General features: G+C 64.4%; 20 protein-coding genes. 15 read left to right on the top strand and 5 right to left on the bottom strand.

Annotation, left to right across the window (positions count from 1 at the left end; genetic code table 11):
• Positions 1–762, top strand: a complete 762-nt coding sequence (locus IVB23_RS06655; RefSeq protein WP_247803006.1) for an SDR family NAD(P)-dependent oxidoreductase — start codon at positions 1–3, stop codon at positions 760–762.
• Positions 763–934: 172 nt separating this feature from the next.
• Positions 935–1,930 (top strand): tripartite tricarboxylate transporter substrate binding protein, encoded by a 996-nt coding sequence (locus IVB23_RS06650; RefSeq protein ID WP_247803005.1) that lies wholly within the window; start codon positions 935–937, stop codon positions 1,928–1,930.
• 249 nt (positions 1,931–2,179) lie between these two features.
• On the opposite strand, the gene IVB23_RS06645 is transcribed toward IVB23_RS06650, so the two are convergent.
• The gene (locus IVB23_RS06645; RefSeq protein ID WP_247803004.1) at positions 2,180–2,416 is read right to left on the bottom strand and encodes a hypothetical protein; all 237 of its coding nucleotides are present in this window, start codon (positions 2,414–2,416) and stop codon (positions 2,180–2,182) included.
• 429 nt (positions 2,417–2,845) lie between these two features.
• Between IVB23_RS06645 and IVB23_RS06640 the strand changes: the two genes are divergently transcribed.
• Complete coding sequence (locus IVB23_RS06640; RefSeq protein WP_247803003.1) at positions 2,846–4,201, top strand: c-type cytochrome; 1,356 nt, start codon at positions 2,846–2,848, stop codon at positions 4,199–4,201.
• A gap of 210 nt (positions 4,202–4,411) precedes the next feature.
• Positions 4,412–5,764, top strand: coding sequence for a transposase (locus IVB23_RS06635; protein WP_247800268.1), 1,353 nt, complete (start codon positions 4,412–4,414; stop codon positions 5,762–5,764).
• A 108-nt stretch (positions 5,765–5,872) separates the two neighbouring features.
• Here IVB23_RS06635 and IVB23_RS06630 read toward each other — a convergent pair whose 3' ends face one another.
• Complete coding sequence (locus IVB23_RS06630; RefSeq protein ID WP_247803002.1) at positions 5,873–7,843, bottom strand: 4Fe-4S binding protein; 1,971 nt, start codon at positions 7,841–7,843, stop codon at positions 5,873–5,875.
• 197 nt (positions 7,844–8,040) lie between these two features.
• On the opposite strand from IVB23_RS06630, the gene IVB23_RS06625 reads away from it, so the two are divergent.
• The 10 genes from IVB23_RS06625 (at position 8,041) to IVB23_RS06580 (ending at position 17,167) form a co-directional block, all read left to right on the top strand.
• Positions 8,041–8,748 carry a biotin/lipoate--protein ligase family protein gene (locus tag IVB23_RS06625; RefSeq protein ID WP_247803001.1) on the top strand — a complete coding sequence of 236 codons (708 nt, stop codon included), beginning with the start codon at positions 8,041–8,043 and terminating at the stop codon, positions 8,746–8,748.
• Positions 8,745–9,284 (top strand): DUF6505 family protein, encoded by a 540-nt coding sequence (locus IVB23_RS06620; RefSeq protein ID WP_247803000.1) that lies wholly within the window; start codon positions 8,745–8,747, stop codon positions 9,282–9,284. Before IVB23_RS06625 ends, IVB23_RS06620 begins: the two co-directional genes overlap by 4 nt.
• Positions 9,281–10,288, top strand: coding sequence for a DUF6352 family protein (locus tag IVB23_RS06615; RefSeq protein ID WP_247802999.1), 1,008 nt, complete (start codon positions 9,281–9,283; stop codon positions 10,286–10,288). The genes IVB23_RS06620 and IVB23_RS06615 overlap by 4 nt, the downstream gene beginning before the upstream one ends.
• Complete coding sequence (locus IVB23_RS06610; RefSeq protein ID WP_061882041.1) at positions 10,285–10,803, top strand: DUF3305 domain-containing protein; 519 nt, start codon at positions 10,285–10,287, stop codon at positions 10,801–10,803. The genes IVB23_RS06615 and IVB23_RS06610 overlap by 4 nt, the downstream gene beginning before the upstream one ends.
• Positions 10,800–11,411, top strand: a complete 612-nt coding sequence (locus IVB23_RS06605; protein ID WP_247802998.1) for a DUF3306 domain-containing protein — start codon at positions 10,800–10,802, stop codon at positions 11,409–11,411. The genes IVB23_RS06610 and IVB23_RS06605 overlap by 4 nt, the downstream gene beginning before the upstream one ends.
• Positions 11,412–11,540: 129 nt before the next feature.
• Positions 11,541–12,320 carry a molecular chaperone TorD family protein gene (locus IVB23_RS06600; protein WP_061882043.1) on the top strand — a complete coding sequence of 260 codons (780 nt, stop codon included), beginning with the start codon at positions 11,541–11,543 and terminating at the stop codon, positions 12,318–12,320.
• Between the two features lie 29 nt (positions 12,321–12,349).
• Positions 12,350–12,559 carry a twin-arginine translocation signal domain-containing protein gene (locus IVB23_RS06595; RefSeq protein WP_061882044.1) on the top strand — a complete coding sequence of 70 codons (210 nt, stop codon included), beginning with the start codon at positions 12,350–12,352 and terminating at the stop codon, positions 12,557–12,559.
• Positions 12,560–12,572: 13 nt separating this feature from the next.
• A complete protein-coding gene (locus IVB23_RS06590; RefSeq protein WP_197965454.1) occupies positions 12,573–15,515 on the top strand; it encodes a formate dehydrogenase subunit alpha in 2,943 nt (980 codons plus the stop codon).
• A 13-nt stretch (positions 15,516–15,528) separates the two neighbouring features.
• Positions 15,529–16,125, top strand: a complete 597-nt coding sequence (gene fdh3B / locus IVB23_RS06585; RefSeq protein ID WP_027571966.1) for a formate dehydrogenase FDH3 subunit beta — start codon at positions 15,529–15,531, stop codon at positions 16,123–16,125.
• Positions 16,126–16,165: 40 nt separating this feature from the next.
• Entirely contained in the window at positions 16,166–17,167 is a 1,002-nt protein-coding gene (locus tag IVB23_RS06580) for a formate dehydrogenase subunit gamma (RefSeq protein ID WP_247802997.1), read from the top strand.
• A gap of 26 nt (positions 17,168–17,193) precedes the next feature.
• On the opposite strand, the gene IVB23_RS06575 is transcribed toward IVB23_RS06580, so the two are convergent.
• Positions 17,194–17,397 (bottom strand): hypothetical protein, encoded by a 204-nt coding sequence (locus IVB23_RS06575; RefSeq protein ID WP_245312161.1) that lies wholly within the window; start codon positions 17,395–17,397, stop codon positions 17,194–17,196.
• A gap of 490 nt (positions 17,398–17,887) precedes the next feature.
• Here IVB23_RS06575 and IVB23_RS06570 point away from each other — a divergent pair, with 490 nt between their 5' ends.
• Positions 17,888–20,200: a TonB-dependent receptor gene (locus tag IVB23_RS06570; RefSeq protein ID WP_247802996.1), complete on the top strand. Its 2,313-nt coding sequence runs from the start codon at positions 17,888–17,890 to the stop codon at positions 20,198–20,200.
• Positions 20,201–20,234: 34 nt separating this feature from the next.
• On the opposite strand, the gene IVB23_RS06565 is transcribed toward IVB23_RS06570, so the two are convergent.
• A complete protein-coding gene (locus tag IVB23_RS06565; RefSeq protein WP_247802995.1) occupies positions 20,235–21,245 on the bottom strand; it encodes a patatin-like phospholipase family protein in 1,011 nt (336 codons plus the stop codon).
• Between the two features lie 36 nt (positions 21,246–21,281).
• The gene (locus IVB23_RS06560; protein ID WP_061882049.1) at positions 21,282–21,515 is read right to left on the bottom strand and encodes a DUF3551 domain-containing protein; all 234 of its coding nucleotides are present in this window, start codon (positions 21,513–21,515) and stop codon (positions 21,282–21,284) included.
• Between the last annotated feature and the right edge of the window lie 37 nt (positions 21,516–21,552).

Here is a 21,552-nt window from a genome sequence, read left to right as displayed (position 1 = left end):
ATGGATCTAGGACTTGCGGGCGCCAAGGTTCTCGTCACCGGCAGCACCAAGGGGATTGGCCGTGCGATCGCGGAGACCTTTGCCGCCGAGGGCGCAAGTCTCGGCATCTGTGCGCGCAATCAGGCGGACGTCGACAGCACCGTTGCAACGCTCAAGAGCAAAGGCGTCGCGGCCTTCGGCGCTGCGGTCGACGTTTCCGATGGTGCAGCGCTGAAGACCTGGGTGGTCGACATGGCGACCAAGCTGGACGGAATTGACGTCGTCGTGGCCAATGTGAGCGCGCTCGCCATCGGGCAGGACGATGAAAGCTGGGCCAAGGAATTCTCGACCGACATGATGGGCACGGTCCGGCTGGTGAACGCGGCCATGCCTTATCTGGAGAAGAGCCGTGCCGGTGCGATCGTCGCCATCTCCAGCGTCTCCGGGCGCGAGGTCGATTTCGCGGCCGGTCCCTACGGCACGTTCAAAGCCGCCATCATCCACTACACGCAGGGTCTCGCCAATCAGCTCGCACACAAGGGCATCCGCGCCAACACGGTTTCGCCGGGCAACACCTATTTCGAAGGCGGTGTCTGGAACACCATCAAGGACAACAACCCCGAGCTCTACAAGGCGGCGCTTGCGCTCAATCCCACCGGCCGGATGGGGACGCCGCAGGAGATGGCAAACGCGGTCGTATTTCTCGCAAGTGGCGCCGCCAGCTTCATCACAGGAACGAACCTCGTCGTCGACGGTGCCCTGACGCGCGGTGTGCAATTCTGAAGGCGCGAGCGCTGAAACGCAAATCTGTCACCCGTGTCATGATTGACCGTGTGATCGCAGGGCCGGCGCGGCCACTGCTGCCCGCATTGTGCAGGGCAGCGATCTCTCCGCGTGGATTTTCGGGACCTCTCATTCGTGCAAGATAGCGAGCTCGGTCCCGAATACGCAGACGATGTCCCTTCTCTCACGGCGAGAATTGCTCGATGCGGCGGCGCGTCTCACGGCGCTGGCTGCCTGGCCCGGCGGTGCGACCGCCGACGACTATCCCTCCCGCTCCATCAAGCTGATCATTCCCTATACGGCTGGCGCCGCGGGTGATCTGATCGGCCGTCCCTGGGCCGACAAGGTCGCGCCGCTGCTCGGCCCGGTCCATGTCGAGAATATCGGGGGCGCCGGCGGTGCGATCGGCTCCGCCGCGGTGGCGCAGAGCGCTCCCGACGGCTACTCGCTTCTGCTCGGCAATGGCAGCACGAAGGTGACGATTCCGTTGTCCTCGGCGCAGCCTGCCTACGACACGATTCGCGATTTCCGTGCCATCTATCGGCTGATTACCAGCACGCTCGCATTCGCGGTTCATCCGTCCCTGCCGGTGAAGGACCTGCGGGAGCTGGCAGCGTTCGCCAAGGCGAATCCGGGCGGGCTTTCCTATGGCACTCCGGGGGTCGGCACTGGCAATCATCTCGTCGGAGAGATGTTCAGGCAGCAATCGGGTCTTGCGGCGGATTTGATCCACGTCCCTTACCGGGGCATGGCGGCCGCCACCAACGACCTCGTCAGTGGCCAGATCAACTCGGTCATTGCGGTGGTCTCGAGCCAGAACCTGCAATTGCACTTTGCGGGCAAGCTGCGGCTGATCGCCGTGACGAGCGACCGGCGGCTGAGCGGTGCGCCGGAAGTTCCGACTGTGATCGAATCCGGCATGCCCGGCCTCAGATATGCCGGCTGGTTTGGCCTGTTTGCTCCGAAAGCAACCCCGGATGTGATCGTGGCGCGGATCGCCGCGGCGACCCGCACGGCAATGGCTGATCCTCAATTGCAGGAAAGCTATCGTTCGCAGGGTCTGGAGCCGGACATCGATTCGGGCCCCGACAAATTCCAGCGCCTCGTCGAGGACGAGCTCGTCCGCCTGGCTCCCATCGTCAAGTCGATCGGGCTCAAGCGCGACTGAGCGCATCTCAGAGTCGTACCGCGGACGTAGCAAACGCCTGAGCGACGGGCTCCTGGACTCGATTCAGGATCTCCATTCCCGCAATCGCGATGACCAGAGCCGCGACGCAGCCAAGTAAAAAAGCCTTCATCCTCAGCCTCCCCGATTTGGAACATCAAGCCATCTATACGACGCTACATATCGCGAGCAAGCGCGTCGATCGCGCCAAGGCATCCGTGGCAAGGCATCCGTGGCAAGGCATCCGCGATCCTATGGGCTCTTGAACACGGGATCGGCGGAAAACGCACTGCCCATCAAGCCAAGGGACTGAAGCCCGGCGCTGTTCGAATCGACTTCCAGGATTGCGAGCAGCAGCGCGAGCACGACGGCAACGAGGAGGAGGAAACGGGAGGCTTCTCGCGCGGCGGGATCTTGCAGGCCATCAATGCCGCCAAGAACGCGTAGCCGCGCAATCATCCGCAGAATTGGCCCCGTTCGCCCCTGCATGCGGTCTTCCTTGACGTGAGCAGGCAGAGTCTAGTGTTCGGCCTGTCGGCATTCAAGCGGCGGACGTACGAGGTGGGCTGTTGCGGTGCACGGTTCGGAACGGAAGCAGGCCTTGCAAGTTTCTTGCAAGCCTGGTGAGCGTATCGGAGGACCCTGCGTGACATTATCGAGAGCGATTTTGTGCTTCGCAGCACTTTGCCTTGTTGAAAGCGCCATGGCCCAGCCTGCGCAAACCAACTCACCGGCGAGGCAAACTCCACCCGAAGACAAGGGCCAGGCACAGCCGCAAGGTTGGACGGGCCCAATCAATACAGGTTCGGGTGGTGCGCCGGCGGAAAGTCCCCAAGGCCAGAGTCCGCCTGGAATGCAGGCCGCGCCGGCGGGATCCTCCAAGACCACCACGGAACCGGCCAAGTAGACCGGTCCGGGATGTTCATTTCGGCCGCCTGTTCTGGCAGTCTTGAGAATGCGAACGTCAAGCAGGGCCGGCCGGAAATGAACAGATCACCTTTGTGCGCGAAGGTGGCCGTAGCGTTGTGGGCCATCTTTGCCGGATCATCCGTGCACGCCGACATGGTCGGACACGGTGGCCCAATTCGGGCTCTTGCCGTTTCCCCGGATGGGGAGGACCTTCTCTCCGGCAGCTTCGACACGGCAGTCATTCGCTGGTCGCTCAAGACGGATACTGCAGAGCAAGTGCTGCGGTATCATGCCGGTGGCGTCAATGCCGTTGCCTTTCTGAAGGACCGCCGCCTGATCACGGCCGGCGCCGACGCACGCATTGCGGTATGGACGGCGGGCCGGGTGGAGCCGGACCGGGTGCTGGAGGGACATATCGCTCCGATCGCGGCGCTTGCTGTGTCGCCCGACGGGGCGCTGCTCGCATCGGCGTCATGGGACCGGACGGTGCGGCTCTGGTCGCTGTCGGACGGCACGTCGCGCGTGCTCGAGGGGCATACGCAGAACGTCAACGGCGTCGCTTTCGCGCCGGACGGCGGGCTTGTCAGCGTTGGCTACGATCTTGCGCTGCGCATCTGGCGTTTGCCGGATGGCCAGCCTGAAATCGTGACTTTGCCGGCGCCGCTGAACGCCGTGGCGGTGGCGCCGGATGGTGAAATCGTCACAGGCGCGGTCGATGGCAGGCTGCGCATGCTGACCAAGGACGGCAAGGTCAGCGGTGAGGTCGCGGCCAGCCCGACACCGGTGGTGGCCTTGACGATGTCGGGGGACGGCGCGTTGATCGCTGCGGCCGGCATCGGCGGCACAGTGGCGATCATCGATCGCAAGTCGCGCAACCTGCTGCGCACGCTGGTCGGGCCGGGGCCGCCGGTGTGGTCGGTCGTCTTCCTTTCGGATCGCGAGACATTGATGACGGGTGGTGCGGACGGCAGGATCAGGCGCTGGAATGCGCGCACCGGCGATCCCATCGGCTTAGGTCTGATCGGCACACCCGCCGATCCGCTCGCCGCCTATGCCGGCGATCATGGCGCCGATGTCTTTCGGGCGTGTGTTGCCTGTCACACGCTGTCGGACAAGGAGGTGCAGCGTGCGGGTCCGACACTTGCGGGACTCTACGGCCGCAGGATCGCTTCGCTACCGGGATATCGCTTCTCCGATGCGTTGAAGACGATGGACATCGTCTGGACGCCGGAAACGGTCGCAAGACTGTTCGAAATCGGGCCGAATGCCTACACCCCCGGAACCAAGATGCCGGAGCAGCGCATCGGCTCGGCCGAGGACCGACGCGCGTTGACCGACTTCTTGGGCCGCGCAACATCGCGATAGTTGCCCCTTCTGCCCTTGGAAGATATTCGCTTCGTCTAGGGCATGTACTCATTAGTCGGCTGTCGGCCTGACGTCCGGTTTACGGCCAGCATCGGCCGAAGAGCGGATGGCCTCCGAGGTCGCAGATGGGCCGATTCTGTTGAAAAAGGCAGCGGTTGCGACGCAGAGGTATCAGTGATTCAGTCTGTCTAATTGGCAGGACTGAAGATCATGATGGGGCATCGGCAAGTCGAACAGGCTGCGTTGTTCTATGAGTTCTCACTCGAAAGGCACATCCCCGCCGACCACTTGCTCCGGTCGATCGATAGATTTGTCGACCTTGAACAGATTAGGCAGGACCTGGCGCCCTTCTACAGCAGTATCGGTCGACCTTCGATCGATCCCGAGCTGATGATCCGGATGCTCCTGATCGGCTACTGCTTCGGCATCCGGTCGGAGCGGCGCCTGTGCGATGAGGTTCACCTCAATTTGGCCTACCGATGGTTCTGCCGGCTCGGTCTGGATGGGGCGGTGCCGGATCATTCGACCTTCTCCAAGAATAGGCATGGCCGCTTCCGGCAGAGCGATCTCTTCCGTCGCGTGTTCGAGAGCGTGTTGGGCCGCTGCATCAAGGAACGACTGGTCGGCGGCGAAGGATTTGCCGTCGACGCGAGCCTAATCAAGGCCGATGCCAATCGGCAGAAGGGGATCGAAGGCGACAGGGGACTTCCGCCGGAGGCTGCCGGCCGAGCGATCGATGAGTATCTGGCTGTCCTCGATGATGCCGCTTTCGGAGCTGCGACCGAGGTCACGCCGAAGTTCGTGTCGCCCTCCGACCCGGCGGCACGCTGGACGGGGGCGCATGGTGGCCAAGCCTTCTTCGCCTACTCGACGAACTACCTGATCGACGTCGAGAACGCGATCATCGTCGATGTCGAGGCGACGACGGCAATCCGGCAGGCGGAGGTGTTGGCCGCCAAACGCATGATTGAGCGCTCGCTCAAACGGTTCGATCTCTATCCGAACCGGCTCCTCGGTGACAGCGGCTACGGCTCGGCCGAGATGCTTGCCTGGCTGGTCTATGAGCACGGCATCGAGCCGCATGTTACAGTCTTCGACAAGTCCGCCCGCACAGACGGGATATTCTCGCGCGATGACTTCACCTATGACCATGCCGGGGACCTCTACCGTTGTCCCAGCGGTAAAGTTCTTACCACGACTGGAACGCTGGTGAATGATGGCGCCACCATGCTTTACCTCGCCAGCAAGCATGATTGTGATCGCTGCGCATTGAAGTCCCGGTGTTGCCCTAAGCAGCCTTCACGGAGGGTGCCGCGCTCGATCTACGAGGGCGCTCGCGACATGGCGCGCCAGATCGCAAGATCATTGGAGGGCCGCACTTCGCGCCGGCTCCGCAAAAAGATCGAGATGCTGTTCGCGCACCTCAAGCGCATTCTCAAGCTCGACCGTTTACGTCTACGAGGCCCAAACGGCGCGCGCGACGAGTTCATCCTCGCAGCCACCGCTCAGAACCTTCGAAAGATGGCCAAGCTGATCCCGATACCCACCCCGAGGCTCGCATAGAGGCCGGTAGAGCGGTTCGGCCACATCGCGACGGAGCCATTACAACGAAATACTGCCGGCCTTTTTCAACGGAATCCGTTGGTGAGCCGACATCTATGAGTACATGCGCTAGTCCTTGCCCTCGCGCTGGCGCAGATAGTCATCCGTCGTCCGCGGCGGCGTTCGTTCCGGAACGCCCTTGAACGGATCGAATTGCTGTTCGCTCATGACGATGACGCGGCAGTCCGCGCACATCCTGAGCGCCTCGATCCGCCGGTCGCCGGCCGGGTACATCCAGTGCCGGCCCTCGAGCTTGGCAGCGATGCGGTCGATCGTGCTCTTGACGCCGAAGGGCGTGCCGCAGCGGACGCAGAGTGCGGGCTCCTCTTCCTTGATGATCGCCGCGGGAGCGCGCGCCGCGCGGAAATCGATCTGCGGCTTGAGGCTGATGACTTTTTCCGGACAGGTGCTCTCGCACAGGCCGCACTGCACGCAGGCATCCTCGACGAATTTCAGCACGGGCCGCTCGGGATCGTCCCGCAGCGCGCCGGTCGGGCAGGCCGAGACGCAGGAGAGGCACAGCGTGCAGCCATTGGTGTCGACGGTGATTGCGCCGACCGGCGCACCCTGCGGCAAGGCGATCACGTCGACCGGCTGCGGCGCCAGCCGATGCAGCTCGCTCAGGGCGAACCGCAAGAGGTCGCGCCGCTTGCCGACGGTCCTGAAGGTCGCCGGCGTCGCGACCGCAGTGAGCGTGCCGATGTCAGTCAAATGCTCGCCCAGCGCATCGGGGTCGTCGGTTTCGATGGTGGCGAGGCGACGGCCCGCAAATCCAAGGCCGCCGAGGATCGCTTCGGCCATCGCGATCGTCTGCGACAGTCCGGTCACATCGTGGCGCGGCTTGGCACGGAGCAGGAAGCGCACAGCCGATACGCCATGGGCGAAGGCGCCGACGATCGCTTCCAGCCCCAGCTGTGTGAGCTCGTTGACCGCAAAGGGAAGCACGTTCGCCGGCAGGCCGTCGCCATGCCGCGCGAGGGCGTCGATCAGGGGCGTGCCGTGCGGGCTGTCATGAAAGAGCAGCACCGCATTCGCGCCACCGGCCTCGCGATAGGCGAGCAGCATGGCGCGGATTTTCTGGAGCTGCGCATCGGCTGGAGGCAGCGTGTAGGATACCGCACTGGTGGGGCAGGCAGCCGCGCATTGGCCGCAGCCCGCGCAGATGTTCGGATCGATTGCGACATGATCGCCGACGGGGGTGATCGCCCCGGTCGGGCAGAGATCGAGGCAGCGATGGCAGCCGGTGCGCTTCGAGCGCGAATGTGCGCAAAGCGCGGGCGCGACGTCGACATATTTCGGCTTGTCGAAGCTGCCGACGAGATCGCGCGCGGTCAGCACGGCGCGGAGCACTGCGGCGGGATCTTTCGTGTCGGCGCGCAGATAGCCGTCGCGCAGGTCGTGAGCGGGAAACAGCGGCAGATCGCCGGAAAGATCGAGGATGACATCGCAGCGCGAGGTGACTCCGCTTCGCGGCGGGTCCAGCACGAAGCGATCGCGCGAGGAGGGACGGGGACGCGCATAGTCGTCGATCACAAGCTCGAACGCGCCGAAATGTCCCGTCGCGGAGCGGATCGTGCCCTTCACGACCGGAAAGACCGTTGCAGTTGGCAACACCGTGTCGTCGAGCTGCTTCAGCATCACCGTGACGTCGAGGTGATCGGCAAGCAGGCGGCCGGCCTCGATCGCGGCCTCATCGCGCCCGTAGATCAGGATCACGCCCTCGCTCGACAGGGTGACGAGCGGATAGTCCGGGGCCGGGATGGCGGCGGACGCGAGCAGGGCGGCCATTTTCGCACCGGCGCGCGCGCCGTCGCGGGACCAGCCGGCCGTTTCGCGGATGTTGACGAAACTGATCGCATCAGCCCGTTCACCGGCCTCGTCCGAGAACTGCGCTGCCTGCTGCGTGCAGGCGACCGTCAACACGCCGTCTGCCGCGGCGGTCTTGCGGAAGTGATCGAGCTCCGCGCCGCAGAGGTGGCGAAAGCCCTTGACCTCGCTGTTCGGGCATCCGCGCCGGATCGCAGCCACGTCGAGGGACATCGTGTCTTCGCACGAGCAGATCAGGACGGTCTTCGACGGCTGCTCCAGGTTAACCCCTCCGCCATTCGGACGCCGACGACGGACTCGCGCCGGCCCTTCGCCTCGTATAGACATTATCCATCGGGAAGAAAAGGAAAGCGGAGGACGGCCTGTCGTCGACCCCAGTCAACCATGTTTCCCTGGCGGAACCTATTCACTTGCCGCCGCCGTTCACGTTGGTGCGATTGCGCGAGAGCGGAGATGCCTTTGCCCATGCATGCCGCATCGCACCGGAGGCCGGTGCCGGCACGCTGGTCTATGTCGGGCGCTTCGACCTCGCAGAGTTCGCCGTGGTGCTGGAGCCGGCCGAGCCGTTGCGCAGCGCGCGCCGCGCCTTTTACGCCGGCATGGTCGCTCTCACCGATGCCCTTAGTGCCTATGCGCCGCCGAGCAAGCCGATCACGATCAATTGGCCGGACGCGGTCAGGATCGACGGGGGCCTGGTCGGCGGCGGACGGTTGGGTTGGCTTACCGGAGCTGACGAGGACGCGCCGCCGCCCTGGCTGGTGTTCGGCGCCATGATCCGGACGGTTGCCATGAACGATGACGATCCGGGCGTCCACCCGCTGGCCTCGGCACTCGACCAGGAAGGTTTTGGCGAGGCCGGCGCGGCGCAGATCACGGAGAGCTTTGCCCGGCACCTGATGCTGGCGCTGGATGGCTGGCGGGTCGACGGCTTTGACAGCGTCGCGCGCGACTATCTCGCTCGGATGCCGCGCGAAAGGCAGACGGTTCAGCGCATTGACGATCGCGGCGATGTCCTGACGCGCCGCATCGGGACGGATCGGGTTCAGCGAAGTGATCTCGTGCAGGCGCTCGCGACGCCGTCCTGGCTCGATCCGGCCCTCGGAGGACCGCGCCTGTGAAACTCCTGCGCACCATCGCGCTCGATCCCTCCGACACCTTCGTGTTCGACGTGGCGGCGGAACCGGGCGAATGGGCCGTCTCAGGCGCTTTCCGCTTCTGGGATCACGACGCTGCCAGGCTCGAGGGCAAGGCGCGCGCGGCGTTTCGCGGCGGTTTCCTCGGGGTGCAGTCCTGGGGCTGGTCGACGCTGGCGCAAATCGTTCCGGCAACCGAAGACGATCGTCGCGGCCTGGTCGATCTCCTTGCCAGGCAACTCGTCGATCGCTTCGGTGCTCCGGACATCGCGGCGGCGAAGACGGCCGCGGAAGAGGAGGTCGCGTTCGCGCAGTCGCTCTGCAGCCATCCGATCAGCTCGCTCATTGCAGTGCACCGCACCTCGAGCGACGGCGACGTCCGCGAGTCGTTCCGCCGGCTGCAGCTCCGGGAAGGGCAGGGGCATAGCAAGGCATTCTCGTTCATGGAAATCGAGGACGAGGACCAGCCTGACGGCGATCTCAGGATTGCGGATCTGGGGCGGGAGCCGACCGTCCGATGAACGATTTCTGGATCGCCTGTGGTCATCACCTGCTCGATCGCGACGAGGGCGGCGGGCTCCGTGTCACGGACGAGTTCCTGAAGGCCTATTTTGCCCGCCCCGAGCTGATGCCGCCCGAGGACGCGTGCCCGGTCGAACGCCGGCTGCACCGCGAATTGCTCGCCGACCCGCGCCAGGCGGTCAGCGCCGGCGAAATCGCCGGGATCGTCGATGCCGATGCCCGGGAGAATTGGCAGTTCGTGCTGGCGTTCCGCGATCTTCTGTTGCGGCATCCGACGCTCGAAGCCGCCTATCTTGCATCGGTGAGATCGGGCGCGAACGATTTGCCGCCGCTGTTCGTCAACCAGCTCGTTCACGTCATCCTGCGGAATGCGCTCGATGGCTGCGACGACCCGTTCGTGCTGCGCGCGGCCGAATTGTTCTTCCGGACCCAGCGCATCCTGCCGCATGAGCAGGCCCTGTTGCTCGGAGACGAGGAGGTCGTTGGAGGCCGGAGCCCGACCCCGGTACTCTCTCTGATGTCGATGCTGGGCGCCACCACCGATGCCGTGGTCGAGGTGTTGGGCGAGGAAAATGCCGAGGCCTATTGGCAGCGCAGCGACCAGTTCGACATGGCCCTTGACCTTACGGCCGGCGGCCGCGGGCCGGTTGCCCTGGCGCAGGCGATGACGCGCTGGGTCTACCATCTGCTCGGTATCGACGTCGTGATCGAGCCGCTGCGCGCGCTGCACGAGGCAAGGCTCACCTGGTATGTCGGGCTCGATGCCGACGCCACGAGGCTCGGCGACCGGCTGTGGCACGGCGAAGAACTCGGCGAGCGCGACGCCGATCGCGTCCTCGCGCTGTTCCGCCTGACGTTTGCGGATTCAGGCAGCGCTCTTGACGATGTCGGGGGTGAACCGGTCTACCTGATCCTGTCGATGACGGCGGATCAGAAGCTCCGGATGAAGCCACAGAATCTGCTGACCGGGCTGCCGGTTAAGCACCTGGAGATGGCGACATGAGCCCTGCGGCGTTGCCCACCCTCTCGATTGCCGTCGGCGTCGTGGTCGAGCGGCGCTCGGCTGACTCGCCGTGGGTCGATTTCATCTGGCGCGGAATTGCCGTCCTGCCGGACAAGCCGGTGATGACACCGCCGTGGACCGTGCTTCGCGAGCAGGACGGCACGACGCTGTTTTATGCCGGAAGCGCGACCGTCGATCTCTATCCCTCCGAGACGGCGCGCTATCGCGACAATCTCGCCTCCGGCAGTCCGAGCGTCTGGATCGTGCTGTCGCCCTCGGACGGCGCCTGGCCCTATGCCGTCACCGCGGTGACCGCCGACCCCGCCGAGGGCGAAGGCTTCACCGAAGCCGCCGACAATCTCGTCGAGGCCGTGCCGATGCCGGAGGTGCTGCGCGAAGCGATTGAAAGCTTCGTGGCCGAGCACCATGTCGAGCGGGAATTCGTCAAGCGCAAGCGGCGCCGCGCCGACCCGGAGGCACTGGCACGGCGCGAGCATGAAGGCGGACAGGAATGAGTGAGGAGGAGTTCCTTGCACGTTGGTCCCGCCGCAAGCGCGAATCGCGAGCGGAGCCGGCGAAGCCTGCCGCGGCGCAGCCCGCGCCGCCGTCCGAGGTCACGGAGGACGAGGCTGAGTTCGATCTATCGAGTCTGCCGTCGATCGACGAGATCAATGCTGCGACCGACATCACGGCCTTCCTCGGCAAGAGGATTCCTCGGGACTTGAGCCGTGCGGCCCTTCGCCGCGCCTGGGCGACCGATCCCGCCATTCGCGACTTTGTGGGGCTTGCGGAGAATGCATGGGACTTCAACGATCCGACTGCGATGCCGGGTTTTGGCCCGCTGGATTGCTCCTCGGAGGAGTTGGCCGCATTGGTCGATCGCATTGTCGGCGGAGTGCGGGAGGCGGCCCAGTCCCTTGCCGAGGCATCGATTGAAAGCGGGGATTCTCCGGCGGATTCGCAACAAGCCGATGTGGCACTTGTTTCCAATGTCGTTGAGCCGCCCGATGAGACGCAGCAGCCGACAATCCCTGCTGCAGTGCAACCGACAGTGGGCGAAAGACCTGCGGATTCCGCGGAGCCGGTGAGGTCCCGCACGCATGGTGGTGCACTGCCGCGGTGAACCACGACCAAAGACTATAGGTACAGGCTATGGCAGGCGATTGACCGGCGCTGGAACCGGGATTACGCTGTCTACTGCTTTGTAACAAAAGCGATAATCAAGCAGACGGGACTTGGATGGGAGGTCCACGTGCGTGATGACGGGCTTGATCGCGCGATCGACGCCGCAGGCGGCATCGCTCAACTTGCGCGCAAAATAGGCATCAGTCAGCCCTCCGTGTCGAATTGGACTCGCGTGCCCGCACAACGGGTGGTTGCAGTCGAGACTGCCACCGGCGTTTCCCGGAATGATCTGCGGCCAGATCTCTACAATGAGCAAGCCGTCCCAGCGAACCTCATCGATCCCGTCGATGCTGCGCGCGCGCAGGAATATGCGCTGCTGGCAACGTTGCTGTCCGCGCCGCCGTCGAAACGCCTGCTCGATCAGCTCGCCGCGCTCAGCGGTGACGCGACGCCGCTCGGGCGCGCGCATGAGGCGCTGGCCGATGCGGCTTCGAGCGCCGTCGCAGCGCAGGTCGAGCGCGAGTATTTCGATCTGTTCGTCGGGCTCGGCCGCGGCGAATTGCTGCCCTATGCCTCCTATTATCTCACGGGCTTCCTCAACGAACGGCCCTTGTCGCGCCTGCGCGGCGACCTTGCGACGCTCGGTATCGCGCGGGTAGCCGACAATTCCGAACCCGAAGATCACGCCGCCATCCTGTGCGAGATCATGTCCGGCCTTGCCGACGGCCGCTTCGATGCCTCGCCCGAGGCGCAGCGCGCCTTCTTCGAAAAACATGTGTCGCCCTGGATGGGGCGGCTGTTCGCCGACATCGAGAGCGCCGGGGACGCCCGTTTCTATCGAGCGGTCGGCGCGCTCGGCCGCACCTTTATCGAAATCGAGACGGAAGCATTCACATTCGCCAACTGACCGAGGCGCCTTGGTCCGGGAGAGCTGCGATGAGTGACGAGACGAAAGCAAAGGTCGGACGCCGCGATTTCCTTCGCAGGGTCGGCTTGGGCACGGCCGGTGTCGGCGCGACGCTGGCGACACCGCTGGTCGGGTCCGCGCAGGCGGACAGCGAGAGCAACGATGAGAAGCGCAAGGCGCGCTACAAGGAATCCGAACACGTGAAGACGTTCTACCGCGTCAATCGTTATCCGGCCTGAGAGGGAGGCTGCCGTGCTTATCAAGCGAACACACCAGCGTTCCGATCGCCGAGGCTCCGTAGCCGAATCCCTTGCGGGCCATGCCGCGGGACTTGATCGCCGCACCTTCCTGCGCAAATCCGGTCTGGCGGGCGGCGCTCTCGCAGCGCTCGGGGCCATGCCGGTCGTCAGCGTGCGCAAGGCGGAAGCGGCCGCTGCCGGCCCGCTCGCGGCCGGCGCCATCGCCAAGAAGAGCATCTGCACGCATTGTGCAGTCGGCTGCACCGTGACGGCGGAAGTGCTCAACGGAGTCTGGATCGGGCAGGAGCCGAGCTGGGATTCGCCGATCAACCGCGGCTCGCATTGCGCCAAGGGCGCTTCGGTGCGCGAGCTCGTGCACAGCGATCGCCGCCTGCGTTATCCGATGAAGCTGGTGAACGGGCAATGGACGCGTGTGTCGTGGGACATTGCGGTGAACGAGATCGGCGACAAGCTGCTCCAGGTTCGCGAGAAGTCGGGCAGCGATTCCGTCTACTGGCTCGGCTCGGCCAAGATGACCAACGAAGGAGCCTACCTGTTCCGCAAGCTCGGTGCGTTCTGGGGCACCAACAACACTGATCACCAGGCGCGGATCTGCCACTCCACCACCGTCACCGGCGTCGCCAACACCTGGGGCTACGGCGCGATGACGAACAGCATCAACGACATGCGCAACTCCAAGACGATGCTGTTCATCGGCAGCAACGCCGCGGAAGCACATCCCGTCAGCATGCAGCACCTGCTGGAATCCAAGGAGCTCAACAAGGCGAACTTCATCGTCTTCGATCCGCGCCTGACCCGCACCGCGGCGCACGCCACCGAATATGTCCGGATCCGTCCCGGCACCGACATTCCCGTGCTCTACGGCATGATGTGGCACATCCTCAAGAACGGCTGGGAGGACAAGGAATTCATCGCCCAGCGCGTCTACGGCTTCGACGACCTGCGCAAGGAGGTCGAGAAGTGGAACCCGCAAGAGGTCGAGCGCGTCACCGGTGTGCCCGCCGCGCAGCTCGAGCGCGTCGCCAAGACGTTCGCGACGGTCAAGCCCGCGACCATCATCTGGTGCATGGGCCAGACCCAGCACACGGTCGGCACCGCCAACGTGCGGGCGAGCTGCATCGCGCTGCTGATGACCGGCAACGTCGGAAAAGCCGGGGCCGGCGCCAACATCCTGCGCGGCCATGACAACGTGCAGGGCGCGACCGACGTCGGCCTCGATATCGTGACGTTGCCGTTCTACTACGGCCTTGCGGAGGGCGCCTGGAAGCACTGGTCTCGGGTCTGGGAGGTCGACTACGACTATCTCGTCTCCCGCTTCGACGAGAAGAAGCTGATGGAGACGCCAGGCATCCCACTGACGCGATGGTTCGATGCTGCGCTGTTGCCGAAGGCCGATGTCGCGCAGAAGGACAACGTCAAGGCCGTATTCGTGCAAGGCCACGCCAGCAACAGCATCACGCGCATTCCGGAGTCGCTGAAGGGCCTGAAGGCGCTGGAGCTGTTGGTGATCGCCGACCCGCACCCGACCACCTGGGCATCCCTGGCGGTCGAGGCGGGACGCAAGGATGGCGTCTACATCCTGCCCGTGGCCACGCAGTTCGAATGCACGGGATCGCGCGTCGCCTCCAATCGCTCGATGCAGTGGGGCGAGCAGATCGTCAAGCCGATCTTCGAATCCAAGGACGACCTCGAGATCATCTATTTGCTGGCGAAGAAGTTCGGCTTCGCCGACAAGATGTTCAAGAACATCAAGGTCGAGAACAATCTTCCGGTCGCCGAGGACGTGCTGCGCGAGATCAACCGCGGAAGCTGGTCGACCGGCTACTGCGGGCAGTCGCCGGAGCGCATCAAGGCGCACATGAAGAACCAGCACAAGTTCGACCTGGTGACGCTACGTGCGCCCAAGGACGATCCGGAGGTCGGCGGCGATTATTACGGCCTGCCTTGGCCGTGCTGGGGCTCGCCCGAGGTGAAGCATCCCGGCTCGCCGCTGCTCTACAACAACAATCTGCACGTGATGGACGGCGGCGGCGCGTTCCGTCCGCGCTTCGGCATCGAACGCGAGGAGAAGCTGCCGGACGGCACGACGCGGAAGGTGAGCCTGCTCGCCGACAAATCCTTCTCCAGGGGCTCGGAGATCGAGGACGGCTATCCCGAGTTCACGCTGGCAAGCCTGAAGAAGCTCGGCTGGGACAAGGATCTCACCGAGGCCGAGATGGCGACGATCCAGAGGGTCAACCCGGCCAATCCGGATGCGGTGTCCTGGGCGGTCGACCTTTCCGGCGGCATCCAGCGCGTCGCGCTGAAGCACGGTTGCGTGCCCTTCGGCAACGGCAAGGCGCGCATGAATGCGTTCGGCCTGCCGGACCCGATCCCGGTACATCGCGAACCGATCTACACGCCGCGCGTCGATCTCGTCGAGAAATATCCGACCCTGCCCGACGCCAAGCAGTTCCGCCTGCCCAATATCGGCTTCTCGGTGCAGAAGGCGGCGGTGGAAAAGGGGATCGCAAAGCAGTTCCCGCTGATCCTTTCCTCGGGACGCCTCGTCGAATACGAGGGCGGCGGCGAGGAAACCCGCACCAATCCATGGCTCGCCGAATTGCAACAGGACATGTTCATCGAGATCAGCCCGGCTGATGCCGCCGATCGCGGCATCAAGGACGGCGGCTGGGTCTGGGTGAGCGGTGCCGAGAACAATTCACGTGCCAGGATGAAGGCGCTGGTGACCGAACGCGTCGGCAAGGGCGTCGCCTGGATGCCGTTCCATTTCGGCGGCTGGCTCGGCGGCAACGACCTGCGCAAAAATTATCCCGCCGGCACCGATCCGATCGTGCTGGGCGAAAGCGCCAACACGATCACGAGCTACGGCTACGATCCTGCGACGGGCATGCAGGAGCCGAAAGTCACGCTTTGTCAGATCGTCGCAGCCTGAGAGGAGCACGCACATGGCTCGGATGAAATTTCTCTGCGACGCCGATCGCTGCATCGAGTGCAACGCTTGCGTCACCGCCTGCAAGAACGAGCACGAGGTGCCCTGGGGCATCAACCGGCGGCGTGTCGTCACCATCAACGACGGCAAGCCGGGCGAGCGCTCGATCTCGATGGCCTGCATGCACTGCACGGACGCGCCCTGTGCGGCCGTTTGCCCGGTGAACTGCTTCTACACCACCGCCGATGCCGTGGTGCTGCACTCCAAGGACCTCTGCATCGGTTGCGGCTATTGCTTCTACGCCTGCCCGTTCGGCGCGCCGCAATATCCGAAGGTCGGGAACTTCGGCTCACGCGGCAAGATGGACAAATGCACCTATTGCGCCGGCGGTCCGGAGGCCGACGGCAGCAAGGAGGAATACGAGAAATACGGTGCGAACCGGCTGGCCGAAGGCAAGCTGCCGCTGTGTGCTGAAATGTGCTCGACCAAGTCGTTGCTTGCGGGCGACGGCGAGATCATTGCGCAGATCTACAAGGAGCGCGTCATGAAGCGCGGCTATGGCTCGGGTGCGTGGGGCTGGAAGACCGCATATCGCGAGACAATCGAGTCCTGACGTGGGCAGCCGAAGGGCGCGCAAGACCGGGGAGGACGTGATGGCGTCGTTTGGAAGGTTCATTCGTCTGGCGTTCGGCGTCTGGGCGCTGCTTCTTTTGGTGACGGCGGTGCCCGCGAGTGCTCAGCAGGTCAACCCGACCGCGAGCGCGGTCAAGGAGCAGCAGCTTCTGCAGGAGCTCAACCGCATTCAGGGCCGCGTCAGCATTCCCGATCAGCGCTCCGGCGTTCTCGAGCAGCCGCAGGGACGGGAATGGCGGGAATTCCGCAATGTGACGCTGCCCTGGATCGGTGGCATTGCGATCCTCGGCATGACCGCGGCCATCGTGATCTTCTATCTCACCGTCGGGATGGTGCGTCTCGAAGCCGGACGGTCCGGCCGGACCATCGTACGCTTCAACGCCTTCGAGCGGTTCGTGCACTGGCTGACGGCGACCTGCTTCATCGTGCTGGCCATTTCCGGGTTGAACATCACGTTCGGCCGGCCATTGCTGCTGCCGCTGATCGGTTTCGAGGCTTTCTCGGAATGGTCGCAATGGGCCAAATACGCGCACAACTATCTGAGCTTCCCGTTCACCATCGGCGTCGTCCTGATCTTCCTGATGTGGATCGGAGGCAATATCCCGAGCAAGGTGGATATCGAATGGGCGAAGCGCGGCGGCGGCCTGATCGGACATGACCATCCGCCGGCCTACCGCTTCAATGGCGGCCAGAAGATGATCTACTGGATCGTCGTGATCGGCGGCGGACTCGTCGCAGCGTCCGGCTACGCGCTGATGTTCCCGTTCTACGGCACGGGGATCGAGGGCATGCAAATGGCCCAGATCGTCCACTCGATCGTCGCGGTCCTGTTCGTCGCGGCGATGATCGGGCACATCTATATCGGCACCATCGGCATGGAAGGCGCGTTCGAGGCCATGGGCTCGGGCGAAGTCGACGTCAACTGGGCTCGCGAGCACCACAGCCTCTGGCTCGACGAGCAGAAGGCGCGAACCGGACCGAACGACGGGCAACCGCGCCCCGCAACGGCCGCGGCCGAATAAGCGGAGTCCGACGCGGGCGCTTCAGCCTACTGAGCCGGCTCTTTCGCAAACAAGACGGAGCGGTCCTGCAGCTCCTGCTCGGGCAGCTTGTTCGCCTGGCCTGTCTGCATGTCTTGAATGGACGCCATGCCGTGCTGACCGAACTGGAGAACTGCATGCGACCTGAACAGGTTGCTGGCCGCACCGGCGAGAAGCATGGCTGCAATGAGGGAAAGCATGAGGGGTTTCATGCGCATCTCCGTCTGCCATCTCCACCCGGCACGACGAATACATCCGGATTGTCCAGCCGCATGTGATCCACTTCACAGCGATCGGTTCCACGACCGTTGAAACGGACCTGTTCTGGAGGCGGCCGCACTTGCGGCATCAACATGCAATCCATCCTCAGATCGGATGGTGCGGCGGGCATGTCCGTGAGCCCCTGCCAGCCGTCAACTTGCTCGTCAGGGTGGATATCAGCTTGCCAATAGAAGCGCTCCGTCCCGCCCCGGCGTGGTCAAGGGCCGGCGCGGAATTCCTCCATGAGAGCAGCCATTTGGCTTCCGTTCTCGTCGGCGTTCGGCCGTGAGGTCGAAAGTGGTCCGGCTCTTGCTCTTGTCAGTATGAGAAAGTTTGATAAACGTCATACTGTGAAGGCGGGGCTGATGGAGCGAGTGGCGAGGCGGAATTTGCGGGCGGTCGAGCCTGGGACTGCCGGGACGAAGGTTTTGGAATGCGCCGATGCGATTGAGACGGCCTAAGTCCGGCCGTCGTGGCGGCGCGCTGACGGCACTCTCGGCCCTGGCGCTGCTCGCGGATGACGGCCGCGCCCTTGCGCAGAGCAATAGCGCCGCACGCGAGCTGCCGCCGGTCCAGGTCAGTGTCAGCGAGACGCCGGGGCGCAAGAGGCCGGCCGCATCGCGCCGCACCGGCAGGCCGGCTGCGGCCAGTCACCGCATCATCCTGTATCCTGCACCGACGCAGGCGTCGGATGCGCGCAGTGCCGGCTCGGGTGCAAAGGGCGAGCCCGGCATGGCCAGCGAGATCACTGTCTCCGGCGATGAGATCAACGCGCGCCCGGTCTCGCGGCCGGGTGAGGTGCTCGAAGCCGTCCCGGGTCTGATCGTCACGCAGCATTCCGGCGAGGGCAAAGCCAACCAGTATTTCCTACGTGGCTATAATCTCGACCACGGCACGGATCTTGCGATCACGGTCGACGGCGTCCCCGTCAACATGCGCACCCACGCGCACGGCCAGGGTTATGCCGATCTCAACTGGCTGATCCCGGAAACCATCGCCGCCATGGACGTGCGCAAGGGGCCTTACTTCGCGGACGAAGGCGACTTCGCCTCGGTCGGAAGCGTTCATATCGGCCTGATCGACCGCACCAGGAGACTCGCGCAGGTGACGGTCGGCAGTTTCGGCTATCGCCGCCTGCTCGGCATGGACTCCGCAAAAGTCGGTGACGGTTCGCTGCTGGTGGCTGGCGAAGTTGGGACCTACAACGGCCCGTGGGACAATCCGGACAATGTGCGAAAGCTCAACGGCCTCGTGCGCTACAGCCAGGGCACCGCGACCGACGGCCTGTCCGTCACCGGCATGGCCTACGTCAACAGATGGAATTCGACCGACCAGGTGCCGCAGCGCGCGATTACGGGTGGCTTGCTCGACCGCTTCGGCTCGGAGGATCCGACCGACGGCGGCAACACCAACCGTTTTGCACTGTCGGGCCGCATCGCGCAGAGCGACGATCTCGGGTCGTGGAAGGCCAATGCCTATGTGGTGAAGAGCCAGCTCGACCTCTTCAACAACTTCACTTACTTCCTCGACGATCCCGTGCTCGGCGACCAGTTTCACCAGCACGACGACCGCCTGATGGCCGGCGCCAACGTCTCGCGTACGCTGAACGGTTCATTCGCGGGCCTGCCGACGCAGACCACGGTCGGCCTGCAATCGCGTTATGATGCGATCGACCTCGCGCTGACCGACACTTTCCAGCGCGGCTTTCTCTCCAATGTCCGCAGCGACAAGGTCGGCGAGGGCAGCGTCGGGGTCTATGCCGAAAACACGGTGCGCTGGACCGATTGGCTCAGGACGACGCTGGGCTGGCGCGGCGACTATTATGCCGCTGATGTCACCTCGCTGTTCAACACCGCCAATTCCGGCCGCGCCGACGCCGCGCTCGGCAGCCCGAAATTCAGGATGGTGCTTGGTCCGTTCAACCAGACCGAATTCTTCCTCGGTGCCGGCTACGGCATGCATTCGAACGACGCCCGCGGCGCGACCACGACGGAAGATCCGACCGATCCCGCGACAAGGCTCACGCCGTCGCCGCTGCTGGTGCGCACCAGAGGCGCGGAGGTCGGCGTCCGCAGCAGGATCGTTGCGGGCCTCGACACCTCGCTCAGCCTCTTCATCCTGGATCAGGATTCGGAGATCCTGTTCTCCGGCGATGCCGGCGATACCTCGGCAACCCGCGCCAGCCGCCGCTACGGCTTCGAGTGGACCAACCATTACCGACCAAGGTCCTGGATCGACATCGACGCCGATCTTGCAATGACGCATGCGCGGTTTCGCGGCTATGACAGCGAGCAGGCGGAGGTCTATGCCTCGCTTGCCGGCTATCCCGAGGCGCAGATCGGCAATGCCCCAGGCAACTACATCCCGAACGCACCGGCGATGGTGGCGTCAGCCGGCGTCACGCTGGGCGAGAAGACCGGCTGGTTCGGAACCGTGCGTTGGCGCTACCTGGCCTCGAGCCCGCTGACCGAAGACAATGCGTTCCGCTCCTCTGCGACCAGCCTCTTCAACGGCCGCCTCGGCTATCGCATCGACAATGGCTGGCGCATCCAGCTCGACGTGCTCAACCTCTTCAACACGAAGGCGAACCAGATCACCTATGCCTATGGGTCGCTGCTCAAGACCGACTCGCTCTACAATCTCTGCACATCGGGCACAGCGCCGACGGCAGTCTGTCAGAACGGCGTGATGGATTACGTGCTGCACCCGGTGGAGCCGCTGACGTTCAGGGTCACTGTGGCGGGGACGTTCTAAGAGCAGCTCGCTCCCTGCCCGTTGAGAGACATCGCTATGGCCGCCGCACGCTGCAGATTCCGTTCGGGATCGGGGCGAGGCTTGCGGCATATTGCATGTCCAGAAAGCCGGCCCGCCAGCGCTGCGCCATGGCTGCCTCCGACAGATCGAACGACTTTTCGGGACCAGCTTCCTCGCGGCCCGGGCGATAGCTCAGGAGATAGACCTCGTCGTCGTAATCAAGGTCCTGAAGCTCGGCGCGGAGCCGACGGGCTTCCAGGGCGTAGCCAAGGCGCTGGAAGGTCTGGTTGCCGAAGGTCAGGTCGCTCTTGCGTTCGGCCGCAGCCTCGAGCCCGTCCGGGACCTTGCCGTCGCGCGGAAAGAGATCGATGACATACAGGCGGAGTGGGCCCGCAGTTTCCAGGATCGGGTCGAAAGGCGCGTTCAGCGCGAACCCGCCATCGCCGAGCCACCGGCCGGCGATCTGCACCGGAGCGAATTCAGGGAGGAATCCGCAGCTGGCCAGGATATGGTCCATTTCGATCCGCTGCGACGACGAGTCGAACAGCACGGCATCGCCGCTTTCGAGGTCCGTGGCGCAGATCGTGATGCGCGGATCGCCGCCGTTCAGGCGTCCGAAATCGATCAGCTGGTGGAGGCGTTCGCGGGTCGGGCCGAGATCGTAAAGGCCGCCGAAGTGAGATGCCGGGATCGGGAGGCGGGGATGGAAGAAACCGGCATGACCGAGGAGGCGAGTGTTGATCGAGCTGAACCAGGCGAAGAGATGGCGGCCGGCGTTCGGTATCGCAGGCGCGCGATCCGTCCCGTGCCAGTAGCTCCGCAGGTTACGCAGCCGATCGCCGCTCGGGCTTCCCGCGATCAGTGCCGCCGTGATGGCACCTGCCGATGAACCGGTCACCCAGTCGATCGGCGATCGAAGAGAGCTGAGCGCTTCAAACACGCCGGCATGATACGCACCGAGGCCGAGACCACCGGAGAAGGCGACAGCGGTGAGCGGAAGCTCGGCTGCCATTGCGCCGCCCGGCTCGGCGCCACGATCAGGCAAAACCGCCTCCGCTTGCCAGCCTGGACGTCAGGCTGATCACCGGTATCCTCTGTAGTGGCGCGCATAGGCGTAGCGGGGATTGATGCCGCAATAGGCGTTCGTTCCCGATGCGGTTGCCATGCACTGCGCGTAACTGGCGAACTGGCAGTTGCCCGGATAGCCCCAGATCCGGCCCTGGAGGCAGTAGCGGTCTTGCGCCACCGCGGCGGTCGAAAAGCCGAAGCTCGTCAGGATCGACAGCGCGGCGGCAGCTATCAACAAAGGTCTCATCGAAACCTCCAATTTCGACAATGAACGCGGCCCGTGA

The organism is Bradyrhizobium sp. 191, assembly GCF_023100985.1.
GTDB lineage: Bacteria > Pseudomonadota > Alphaproteobacteria > Rhizobiales > Xanthobacteraceae > Bradyrhizobium > Bradyrhizobium diversitatis.
This window is presented reverse-complemented; position numbering and strand designations above follow the sequence as displayed.

Bases quoted from the DNA above. Each gene is read 5' to 3' on its own strand.
- IVB23_RS06655 (WP_247803006.1), top strand. From the start codon at position 1: ATGGATCTAGGACTTGCGGGCGCCAAGGTTCTCGTCACCGGCAGCACC.
- IVB23_RS06650 (WP_247803005.1), top strand. From the start codon at position 935: ATGTCCCTTCTCTCACGGCGAGAATTGCTCGATGCGGCGGCGCGTCTC.
- IVB23_RS06645 (WP_247803004.1), bottom strand. From the start codon at position 2,416: ATGCAGGGGCGAACGGGGCCAATTCTGCGGATGATTGCGCGGCTACGC.
- IVB23_RS06640 (WP_247803003.1), top strand. From the start codon at position 2,846: ATGTTCATTTCGGCCGCCTGTTCTGGCAGTCTTGAGAATGCGAACGTC.
- IVB23_RS06635 (WP_247800268.1), top strand. From the start codon at position 4,412: ATGATGGGGCATCGGCAAGTCGAACAGGCTGCGTTGTTCTATGAGTTC.
- IVB23_RS06630 (WP_247803002.1), bottom strand. From the start codon at position 7,843: ATGTCCCTCGACGTGGCTGCGATCCGGCGCGGATGCCCGAACAGCGAG.
- IVB23_RS06615 (WP_247802999.1), top strand. From the start codon at position 9,281: ATGAACGATTTCTGGATCGCCTGTGGTCATCACCTGCTCGATCGCGAC.
- IVB23_RS06610 (WP_061882041.1), top strand. From the start codon at position 10,285: ATGAGCCCTGCGGCGTTGCCCACCCTCTCGATTGCCGTCGGCGTCGTG.
- IVB23_RS06605 (WP_247802998.1), top strand. From the start codon at position 10,800: ATGAGTGAGGAGGAGTTCCTTGCACGTTGGTCCCGCCGCAAGCGCGAA.
- IVB23_RS06595 (WP_061882044.1), top strand. From the start codon at position 12,350: ATGAGTGACGAGACGAAAGCAAAGGTCGGACGCCGCGATTTCCTTCGC.
- fdh3B (WP_027571966.1), top strand. From the start codon at position 15,529: ATGGCTCGGATGAAATTTCTCTGCGACGCCGATCGCTGCATCGAGTGC.
- IVB23_RS06580 (WP_247802997.1), top strand. From the start codon at position 16,166: ATGGCGTCGTTTGGAAGGTTCATTCGTCTGGCGTTCGGCGTCTGGGCG.
- IVB23_RS06575 (WP_245312161.1), bottom strand. From the start codon at position 17,397: ATGAAACCCCTCATGCTTTCCCTCATTGCAGCCATGCTTCTCGCCGGT.
- IVB23_RS06570 (WP_247802996.1), top strand. From the start codon at position 17,888: ATGCGATTGAGACGGCCTAAGTCCGGCCGTCGTGGCGGCGCGCTGACG.
- IVB23_RS06560 (WP_061882049.1), bottom strand. From the start codon at position 21,515: ATGAGACCTTTGTTGATAGCTGCCGCCGCGCTGTCGATCCTGACGAGC.